The sequence below is a fragment of the Streptomyces sp. WAC05292 genome, from assembly GCF_003949955.1.
GTDB lineage: Bacteria > Actinomycetota > Actinomycetes > Streptomycetales > Streptomycetaceae > Streptomyces > Streptomyces globosus.
On record NZ_RPSE01000303.1, the window covers coordinates 1 to 7,877 of the forward strand.

The 7,877-nt window shown below is 76.0% G+C and carries 9 protein-coding genes; 4 read left to right on the forward strand and 5 right to left on the reverse strand.

All coding sequences use genetic code 11. The annotated features are described in order from the left end of the window. Nucleotides 1-781: thermonuclease family protein (locus tag EF903_RS24650; protein ID WP_260615867.1), on the forward strand; the 781-nt coding region annotated here is incomplete at its 5' end. A 34-nt stretch (nucleotides 782-815) separates the two neighbouring features. Next, nucleotides 816-1,589: an aminotransferase class IV family protein gene (locus EF903_RS24655; RefSeq protein ID WP_125546663.1), complete on the forward strand. Its 774-nt coding sequence runs from the start codon at nucleotides 816-818 to the stop codon at nucleotides 1,587-1,589. Between the two features lie 10 nt (nucleotides 1,590-1,599). Here EF903_RS24655 and EF903_RS24660 read toward each other — a convergent pair whose 3' ends face one another. After that, the gene (locus EF903_RS24660; protein WP_125546665.1) at nucleotides 1,600-1,944 is read right to left on the reverse strand and encodes a VOC family protein; all 345 of its coding nucleotides are present in this window, start codon (nucleotides 1,942-1,944) and stop codon (nucleotides 1,600-1,602) included. Between the two features lie 62 nt (nucleotides 1,945-2,006). On the opposite strand from EF903_RS24660, the gene EF903_RS24665 reads away from it, so the two are divergent. After that, nucleotides 2,007-3,119 (forward strand): sulfite oxidase, encoded by a 1,113-nt coding sequence (locus EF903_RS24665; protein WP_125546667.1) that lies wholly within the window; start codon nucleotides 2,007-2,009, stop codon nucleotides 3,117-3,119. A 30-nt stretch (nucleotides 3,120-3,149) separates the two neighbouring features. On the opposite strand, the gene EF903_RS24670 is transcribed toward EF903_RS24665, so the two are convergent. The 4 genes from EF903_RS24670 to EF903_RS34325 are packed head-to-tail and all read right to left on the reverse strand — an operon-like array spanning nucleotide 3,150 to nucleotide 5,842. After that, nucleotides 3,150-3,659: a DUF5956 family protein gene (locus EF903_RS24670; RefSeq protein ID WP_125546669.1), complete on the reverse strand. Its 510-nt coding sequence runs from the start codon at nucleotides 3,657-3,659 to the stop codon at nucleotides 3,150-3,152. Between the two features lie 36 nt (nucleotides 3,660-3,695). Then, complete coding sequence (locus EF903_RS24675) at nucleotides 3,696-4,298, reverse strand: HD domain-containing protein (RefSeq protein WP_125546671.1); 603 nt, start codon at nucleotides 4,296-4,298, stop codon at nucleotides 3,696-3,698. 11 nt (nucleotides 4,299-4,309) lie between these two features. After that, a complete protein-coding gene (gene codA, locus EF903_RS24680; RefSeq protein ID WP_260615869.1) occupies nucleotides 4,310-5,635 on the reverse strand; it encodes a cytosine deaminase in 1,326 nt (441 codons plus the stop codon). 39 nt (nucleotides 5,636-5,674) lie between these two features. Then, nucleotides 5,675-5,842, reverse strand: a complete 168-nt coding sequence (locus EF903_RS34325; RefSeq protein ID WP_162793098.1) for a hypothetical protein — start codon at nucleotides 5,840-5,842, stop codon at nucleotides 5,675-5,677. 151 nt (nucleotides 5,843-5,993) lie between these two features. On the opposite strand from EF903_RS34325, the gene EF903_RS24685 reads away from it, so the two are divergent. Continuing rightward, nucleotides 5,994-7,799: a prolyl oligopeptidase family serine peptidase gene (locus tag EF903_RS24685; RefSeq protein WP_125546673.1), complete on the forward strand. Its 1,806-nt coding sequence runs from the start codon at nucleotides 5,994-5,996 to the stop codon at nucleotides 7,797-7,799. Nucleotides 7,800-7,877 lie beyond the last annotated feature (78 nt).

A 7,877-nucleotide genomic window follows, 5' to 3' on the forward strand; every position in this document is an offset into this window, starting at 1 on the left:
GTGCGGGTGCGGGGTCCTTGCCGCGTTCGTCGGATTGGCCGTGATCGGGCATCTCGCCGGGGAGCGGGAGTCGCCGCGGGAGGCTCGGCGGCTGTCGGACGCTCCCGCCACCGGACTGCCCCGGCCGAGCGCCTCCGGGCCCGGCACCTCTGCGGCGAGTGCCTCCGCGGCGAGTGCGTCCGCGGCGCGGGAGGTCGCGAGCGTGGTCGTGCGGGTGGTGGACGGGGACACCGTGGAGCTCCGGCGGTCCGGCAGCCTGGTGCGGGTGAGGCTGCTGGGGGTGGATGCGCCCGAGGTGGGCTCCTGCTTCGCCGGCGACTCCACCGCCCGGCTGCGGGAGCTGCTGCCGACGGGTTCCGCGGTGCGGGTCGAGTCCGACACCGAGCCGAAGGACCGCTACGGCCGCCACCTGCTGTACGTGTGGAATGCCCGGGGCGTCTTCGTCAACGAGGCCCTGGCTCGCGGCGGGCATGCCGTGGGTGAGCTCCATCCGCCGAACCGGGCCCGGCATCCGCAGATCGCCGCGGCCGCCGATGCGGCGCGGCGGGCCGGGGCAGGGCTGTGGTCCGGCTGCGCTTCCTCCCCCGCGCCCCGGCCGGCCTCCTCCCCGGCGCCCCGGCCGCCCGACGCGCCCGCCGCGCCGGCCGGGCTGCCGCCGGGGCCGCCGGCCGGCGTGCCGGATGTGGACTGCTCCGATCTGGACGGGCCCGTGTGGGTGGGGGACGCCGATCCCCACCGGCTCGACCGGGACGGAGACGGCATCGGGTGCGACAGCCGGTGAGAAAGGGGAGCAGACCTCCTGGCAGTGTGGGCCCATGGCTGAACTGAATGGGGAGCCCGTTCGGGCGGGGGAGTTGCAGGCGCTCGCGCTCGTCAACTACGGGCACTTCACGACCATGCGGGTCGAGGACGGGCGGGTGCGGGGGCTCGGGCTGCATCTGGAGCGGCTTCGAGAGGACTGCCGGCTGCTGTTCGGGACGGCTCTCGACACCGGGCGCGTACGGGAGTTGGCGCGGCGGGCCGTGCCCGCATCCGGGGCGGTCACGGTGCGGGTCACCGTCTTCGATCCGGGGCTCGACCTCGGCCGGCCCGTGGCCGCCGGCGACCCGCACGTCCTCGTGACCTCCCGGCCCGCCGGCAGGTCCGCGCCGCCCCCGCTGCGGGTGCGGTCGGTGGCGTACGCACGGGACCTGCCCCGCGTGAAGGGCGTCGGCCTGTTCGGCGGGCTGTACCGGCGGCGGCAGGCACAGGCGGCAGGCTTCGACGACGCGCTGTTCACGGACCTCGGGCAGGCCGTCGCCGAGGGCCCCACCTGGAACATCGGCTTCTTCGACGGCAGCCGGGTGGTGTGGCCGGACGGCGAGTGCCTCGACGGGGTGACGATGCGGCTGCTCAAACAGGTCCACCCGTACGGTTCGGCGACCGTGCGGCTCGCGGACCTCACGGGCATGGAGGCCGCGTTCGCCACGAACGCGGCCGTCGGGGTCCGGGCCGTGAGCCTCGTCGACGGGGTGGCGTTGGACCCCGCACATCCTGTCGTGGGCGAGCTGCGCCGCGCCTATGAGGGCATTCCGGGGGACGTGCTGTAGGGCTCGCGCGTCAGTCCGTCACGAAGCAGAACTCGTTGCCCTCCGGGTCGCGCATCGTCTGGAAGGAGCCCTGGTCGTCGGTGATCGTCCCGCCGACCGGGGCGGCCCCCAGGGCGACGGCGCGGGCCACCGCCGCCGGGAGGTCGTCGACCGCCAGGTCCAGGTGCAGCCGGTTCTTCACCGACTTGCCCTCCGGGACCGGCTGGAAGGCGAGCCGCGCGACCCCGGGCAGTTTCACGTGAAACCATCCGCGGGCCCGCTCCACGGGCTCGACCCCGAAGAGCTCCGCCCAGAAGCGCACGAGCTCCCCCGGCTCCCGGCAGTCCACGACGATCTGGTGCAGGCGTACGCGCATGCCGGCAGCGTAGGCCCCGGCTCCCGCGGGCGTCCGGCCGGGGCCGGGGAGACGATGGGGGCATGGACACGCCGTCGCCCGCGGACGTGAGCGGGCCGCCCCGGATCGCCGGGCCGGGCGAGGGGATCGGCGCGGACGAACTGGCCCTCGCCGCCCGCAACCACGGGATGCCGCTGGAGGCGCTCCGCTACGAGGTCACCCCGCCCGGCCTGCACTACGTACTCGTCCACTACGACATCCCCGCCGCGGACGCCGGCGCTTGGCGGCTCACCGTGGACGGCCTGGTCCGCACGCCGCTGGAGCTGGACCTGGCGGAGCTGCGCGCGCTCCCCTCCGTCACCCGCCGCGTCACCATGGAGTGCGCGGGCAACGGGCGGGCCAGGCTGGAGCCGCGGCCGGTCAGCCAGCCGTGGCTCGTCGAGGCGGTGGGCACGGCCGACTGGACGGGGGTCCCGCTGCGCACCGTCCTCGACGCCGCCGGGGTCCGCCCGGGCGCCGTCGAGGCCGTCTTCACCGGCGCCGACCACGGCATCGAGCGCGGTGTCGAGCAGGACTACCAGCGCAGCCTGCCGCTCGGCGCCGCCACCGGCGACGACCCGGGCGTACTGCTCGCGTACGCCATGAACGGCGGGCCGCTGCCGCCGCAGCACGGGCACCCGCTGCGGCTGGTCGTCCCCGGCTGGTACGGGATGGCGCACGTGAAGTGGCTGAGGGCGGTCACCCTGGTCGCGCGGCCGTTCACCGGCTTCCAGCAGGCGGTCGCCTACCGGTACCGGCGGGCGCCGGACGAGGCGGGCGAGCCGGTCACGCGGATCGCCCCGCGCGCCCTCCTCGTACCGCCCGGCTTCCCCGACTTCATGTCGCGCACCCGCGTCGTGCGGCCGGGCCCGGTGCGGCTGGAGGGCCGAGCCTGGTCGGGCTTCGGGCCGGTCACCCGGGTCGAGGTGAGCACCGACGGCGGGCTGACCTGGGCGGACGCGGACGTGGCGGCGCCGGGTGGGGAGCGCTGCGCCTGGCAGGGCTGGCACGCCGACTGGGAGGCGGCTCCCGGGCGGTACGTGCTCGCGGCGCGGGCCGCGGACGCCACCGGGCGCGTCCAGCCGCTGGAGCAGCCGTGGAACCGCGGCGGCTTCGGGAACAACCTCGTGCAGTACGTGCCGGTGCTGTGCGCGTGATCCGCGGGGCGCCTGGCGCCGTCCGGCGCCTCAGTCCGCCGCGGCCAGGTCCGCCAGTTCGGCGCGGACCAGCTCCATGAACGCGGCCGTCGCCGCGGGATCGACGCCGCGCCCGGCGGCCACCCCGCGCAGGTGGTCCAGGACGGCCGCGACGCCGGCGAAGCCCCCCACGGGCCGCAGCAGCCAGAGCCGGCCGGGGGGCCGGGGCGGCAGTCCGAGTGCGGCGACGGCTTCGTCGCTCTCGCGGTCGAGGCCGCGGAGGTCCGGGCCGGCCAGCGGTTCGGCGCGGACGTCGGTGATGTGGCCGTGCCCGTCGAGGACGGTGTCGACGGCCCAGTGGGTGGACCGGTCGGGGATCCAGGTGCGGTCGGCGGGCGGCCACACGTACGGGAGGAACACCCAGACCGCCTCCTCGGGGGCGGGCTCCCAGCCGAGCGCCTCCAGTTCGCGGACCTCCGGCAGCCGGTCCGGTTCCTGTTCGCTGCGGCCGGAGCGGCGCCGCGCGAGCGGGTGCGGTGTTCCGTCCTCGTCCCACGACATGCGCGAGAGGCTACCGGCGCCGCGGGCCGGCACGGGTCAGCCCCGCCGCTGCGGCCCGTCCAGGGGATTGGAGGCGGCGCGTCCGGCTCCGCCCGAGGCGATCCAGGCGGCGGCCGCGCAGTCGGGCTTGCGTGCGGCCTGGTCGCGGACGAGAGCGGTGAAGGCCCCGCCGAAGCCGAGCCGCGGGTGGGCGGCGAGCAGGGCGCCGGTGAACGCCGGGTCGAACTCGGCGACGCGCAGGCCGGACACGTCGGCGCTGGTGCCGACCTGGAGGAGGTGGCTCTCGACGTCCTCGCCTGCGGTGACGTCGTCCCGCATGTGCCGGACGATCACCTCCTCGGCGCGGGCGCGCCGCTCGGCGGGCCAGCCGAGCCCGGCCGTCAGGACGCGGGCGACGTGCCCGCCGGCCTCCTCGAAGGGGAGGGTGTGGCTGTCGAACGGGGCGGTCAGGCCCAGGTCGTGGAGGAGCGCGCTGACGTAGAAGAGGTCCTCGTCGTAGGAGAGGCCGTGGACGGCCGCGTACTCGGCGCCGAAGGCGTACGAGCGGAGGGAGTGGTTCAGCAGCGTGGCGTCGGCGTACTCGGCCGCGATCTCCAGCGCCGCACGGGCCGATGCGGTGTCACGTGTCCATGTCCTCATGGAGGTTCACCCTAGTCGCGGCCGAAGTCCACCTCCTCGGGCGGGGCGCCGGGCGGCCAGGACAGCAGCGCCGGCGCCGGCGGGGCCTCGGCGACGACCCTGCCGTGCGCGGCGACGAGGCGGGGCCGGACCTGGCGGCGGAGCGCCTCCTGCGGGGTGGGGGCGGGGAGCAGGACGAAGGAGCCGGGGCCGCCCTCCGCGATGCCGTACTCGGCGTCCGTCAGGCCGAGGACGCGGGCGGCGCGGGAGGTGACCATCGCGAACGCCTCCGGGATCTCGGCGGCGCCGGTCAGCTGGGCGGCGTACAGGCCGACGAGGGCGGTCTGGAGGGGGTTGCCGGTGCCGAGCGCGTTCCACGGGTCCATCACGTCGTCGTGGCCGAACGCGACGTTCACCCCGGCGGCCAGCATCTCCTTGACCTGGGTGAGGCCGCGCCGCTTGGGATAGGCGTCGAAGCGGCCCTGGAGGTTGAGGTTGGCGAAGGGGTTGGCGACCAGGTTGATGCCGGAACGGGCCAGGAGCCCTTGGAGTTTGAGGCTGTACGCGCCTCCGTACGAGCCCATGGCGGTGGTGTGCGAGGCGGTCGCCCGGTCGCGGAGCCCGGTGCGCAGGGCCTGCGCGGCCAGCACCTCCACGAACCGCGAGTGCTCGTCGTCGATCTCGTCGCAGTGCGCGTCGACGCGCAGGCCGTGCTCCTCGGCGAGGGCGAAGGCGATGCCGAGGGAGGCGACGCCGTCCTCGCGGGTGTCCTCGTAGTGCGGGATGGCGCCGACGACGTCCGCCCCTCGGGCGACGGCCTCGCGGAGCAGGGCCTCCCCGCCGGGGAAGGAGACGATGCCCTCCTGGGGGAAGGCGGTGATCTGGAGGGTCATGAAGTCGCGGACGCGGTCGCGGAGCTCCAGCAGCGCCTCCAGGGCGGTCAGCGCCGGGTCGGTGGTGTCGCAGTGCGTCCGGACGTGGAGGACGCCCTGTGCCGCCTGCCAGCGCAGCACCCGGGTGGCGCGGGCGAGGACGTCCTCCCTGGTCAGGGTGCGTTTGCGGGCGCTCCAGCAGGCGATGCCCTCCCAGAGGGTGCCGGAGGTGTTGGGCCGCGGGTCGCCGGCGGTCAGGGCGGTGTCGAGGTGGATGTGCGGCTCGACGAAGGGGGCGCTGAGCAGCCCGCCGTCCGCATCGACGCGGACGGCGGCGGGCGGCGCGGAGCCGCGGGCCTCGTGAGCACCGTGGGGCCGGATGCGGGCGATCCGCCCGTCGTCCCCGACGTGGACGTCGTACAGCCCGGGGCGCACCTTGGTGCCGCCGGCCTCCGGCAGCCTGGCGCCGCGCACGGTCATCCGCATGGGCACACCCTAGGCCCGCGCCCGGCCGGCGGGGGCGGTTCAGCCGCGTTTGGCCTGGGCCTTCTGCTGCATGCCGCGGGTCTTCGCCGACAGGTACTGGGCGTCGCGGGCGGCGGACTTCGCGCGGGCTTCCGCCGCGGTGTTCTTCGCCCGCTCCCGCTGGCGCTCCGCGGCCTGCGCCGCGCCGGCGCGCTCCTTCTTGGCCATGGCCGTCCTCCTCAGGTCGCCGGGGTCTCGCCGGAGGCGTGCGTACGCCCTCCACTGTCCTCCGCTTCGCGGCCCGCGGCATCCCCGCGGGCCGCGGCCGCCACCGACCGCGGCCCATCGGTGCGCGAGGCCGATCGGCTTACATAGGGGCATGACTGACAACACGGCCCCGCCGGCCCCGTCCATGCCCGACTGGGAGAAGCGCTTCCGGGCGCCGCGCGTCGGACTGCCCGAGTGGGCGCAGGACGCCCCCGACCGCTCGCTGTTCGTGTCGAACGCGACGGGCACCTACGAGCTGTACGCGTGGGACCGGGCCACCGGCGCGCAGCGGCAGGCGACGGACCGCCCGCACGGCACCACCGACGGCACGCTCTCCCCCGACGGGGAGTGGATCTGGTGGTTCCGCGACACCGACGGCGACGAGTTCGGCGTCTGGGTGCGCCAGCCGTTCGCGGGCGGCCCCGACGAGCCGGCCGTCCCCGGCCTGGAGCCGGCGTACCCGGCCGGCCTGGCGCTCGGCCGGGACGGCACGGCGGTCGTCGGCCGGTCCACCGACGAGGACGGCTCGACGATCCACGTGGTGCGGCCGGGCGGCGAACCGGTGGAGATCTACCGGCACCGCGAGTCGGCCGGGGTGGGCGACCTGTCTCGGGACGGGACGCTCCTCGCGATCGAGCACACCGAGCACGGCGACGCCATGCACTCCTCCCTGCGGGTGGTCACCCTCGACGGCCGGACCGTCGCGGAGCTCGACGACTCGCGGGGCGGCACCGAGGAGCTGGGCCTGGAGGTCCTCGGCTTCGCGCCGGTCCCGGGCGACACCCGGCTGCTGGTGGGGCACCAGCGGCGCGGCCGCTGGGAGCCGATGGTGTGGGACGTGGCCACGGGCGCCGAGACGGACCTGGCGCTCGACCTGCCGGGCGACGTGGCCGCCGAGTGGTATCCGGACGGCTCGGCCCTCCTCGTCGAGCACGGCTTCGAGGCCCGCAGCGAGCTGTGGCGCTACGACCTGGCGGCGCGGGAGCTGACCCGGGTGGAGACTCCGCCGGGGACGGTCTCGGGGGCGACGGCCCGGCCGGACGGCACGGTCGAGTACCAGTGGTCGTCGGCGGCCGAGCCCCCGGCGGTGCGGTCGACGGCGGGCGGGGTCGTGTTGGAGCCGCCGGGCTTCCGTCCGCCCGGCTCGGTCCCGGTGGAGGACGCGTGGGTGGAGGGGCCCGGCGGCCGGATCCACGCGCTGGTGCAGCGGCCCGCCGACCGCGGCGAGGGCCCGTTCCCGACGGTGTTCGAGCTGCACGGCGGCCCGACCTGGCACGACATGGACGCCTTCGCGGCGGGTCCGGCGGCCTGGCTGGACCACGGCTTCGCGGTGGTCCGGGTGAACTACCGCGGCTCGACCGGCTACGGGCGGGCGTGGACGGACGCGCTCAAGCACCGGGTCGGCCTGATCGAGCTGGAGGACGTCGCCGCGGTCCGCGCCTGGGCGGTGGGCAGCGGGCTCGCCGATCCGGCGCGGCTGGTGCTGTCGGGCGGCTCGTGGGGCGGCTACCTGACCCTGCTCGGGCTGGGCACGCAGCCCGAGGCGTGGACGGTGGGCCTGGCCGCCGTGCCGGTCGCGGACTACGTGAGCGCCTACCACGACGAGATGGAGGCGCTGAAGTCCCTGGACCGCACGCTCTTCGGCGGCGCGCCGGAGGAGGTCCCGGAGCGCTTCGCGGCGTCCTCTCCGCTGACGTATGTGGACGCGGTGCGGGCGCCGGTGCACATCGCGGCGGGCGTGAACGACCCGCGCTGCCCGATCCGGCAGATCGAGAACTACGTCGACCGGCTGGCGGCGCGCGGGGCGGTGCACGAGGTGTACCGCTACGACGCCGGGCACGGCTCGCTCGTCGTCGAGGAGCGGATCAAGCAGGTCGGCATGGAGATCGACTTCGCGTTGAAGCACCTCCCCCGCTGAACCCCGCCACCGCGGCCGCGGTGGCGGGGTTCAGCGGGGGAGGTGCTTCAACGCGAAGTCGATCTCCATGCCGACCTG

Coding starts and splice junctions, on each gene's coding strand:
- EF903_RS24670 (WP_125546669.1), bottom strand. CDS start 3,659: ATGTCGTGGGACGAGGACGGAACACCGCACCCGCTCGCGCGGCGCCGC.
- EF903_RS24665 (WP_125546667.1), top strand. CDS start 2,007: ATGGACACGCCGTCGCCCGCGGACGTGAGCGGGCCGCCCCGGATCGCC.
- codA (WP_260615869.1), bottom strand. CDS start 5,635: ATGCGGATGACCGTGCGCGGCGCCAGGCTGCCGGAGGCCGGCGGCACC.
- EF903_RS24685 (WP_125546673.1), top strand. CDS start 5,994: ATGACTGACAACACGGCCCCGCCGGCCCCGTCCATGCCCGACTGGGAG.
- EF903_RS24660 (WP_125546665.1), bottom strand. CDS start 1,944: ATGCGCGTACGCCTGCACCAGATCGTCGTGGACTGCCGGGAGCCGGGG.
- EF903_RS24675 (WP_125546671.1), bottom strand. CDS start 4,298: ATGAGGACATGGACACGTGACACCGCATCGGCCCGTGCGGCGCTGGAG.
- EF903_RS24655 (WP_125546663.1), top strand. CDS start 816: ATGGCTGAACTGAATGGGGAGCCCGTTCGGGCGGGGGAGTTGCAGGCG.
- EF903_RS34325 (WP_162793098.1), bottom strand. CDS start 5,842: ATGGCCAAGAAGGAGCGCGCCGGCGCGGCGCAGGCCGCGGAGCGCCAG.